The 234-nt window shown below is 36.8% G+C and carries 1 pseudogene; it reads left to right on the top strand.

The features are described from left to right. Nucleotides 1-234: pseudogene (locus tag SB749_RS20985) on the top strand (hypothetical protein); the annotation flags it as partial.

The raw sequence follows: 234 nt of genomic DNA, 5'->3' as shown, positions 1-234 counted from the left end.
ATCACTAATGCCCACGCTCACCTTTTAATTAATGCAAACGTTATAAGCACAAAAAAGCTGGCAACCAGGTTTAGAGAAGCCGGGTTTAAAGAAAATATTTGGCAAGTTAATTTTAACGATATGCTTAGCACCAGCTTATATTTTAATGCTGATAACGGCGAGTTCATTACAGTTCGCAGTAATATTTGGCGAGTGTTTGACGTCTTTTGGATGTTACACATTATGGATTACGAT

This window comes from Brevibacterium sp. SIMBA_078, from assembly GCF_046534565.1.
Taxonomy (GTDB): Bacteria; Actinomycetota; Actinomycetes; order Actinomycetales; family Brevibacteriaceae; genus Brevibacterium.
The sequence above is the reverse complement of the archived record's forward strand: the minus strand, read 5'-3'. Positions and strand labels throughout refer to the sequence as shown.